This window comes from Ochrobactrum sp. SFR4 (genome assembly GCF_019730395.1).
Classification (GTDB): Bacteria; Pseudomonadota; Alphaproteobacteria; order Rhizobiales; family Rhizobiaceae; genus Pseudochrobactrum.
The window spans coordinates 1-355 of the sequence record NZ_JAAPBB010000378.1 but is presented as its reverse complement, the minus strand read 5'-3'; the positions used below and the strand labels follow the sequence as shown (position 1 = coordinate 355).

General features: G+C 48.7%; 1 protein-coding gene. It reads right to left on the bottom strand.

Annotation, left to right across the window (positions count from 1 at the left end):
* Nucleotides 1-184, bottom strand: a 184-nt coding sequence (locus HBA93_RS19445) for a helix-turn-helix domain-containing protein (protein WP_221724387.1), incomplete at its 3' end; no start/stop codon positions are given.
* Nucleotides 185-355: the final 171 nt, after the last annotated feature.

Genomic DNA, 355 nt, shown 5'->3' with positions numbered 1-355 from the left:
CTTCGGTCAGGCGCACAGAACGGGTGGTGCGATGCACCAGACGGGTTGCCAGATTTTCTTCCAGTCGTGCAATGCATTTTCCGACCGCTGAACGGGACATGCCAAGCCGTTCCGCCGTTTGGGTAAAGCTTTGGCTGTCTGCGACTTTTACAAAGGCCAGCAGATCTCCGAAGTGGTTGATCATGATGATTATCCGTCACATTGAGCACGATCTGTCGCCAGTGTTTCCACGATGACCATGTTTATCTTACTTTCAGATACAGTAAAGCATGCAACCCGCATTGCAAAATGCATTTCTGAAGAAAGGACGGGTTGTGGAACAGGCAATCAAACAATCAAAACGGATAACTGAAAG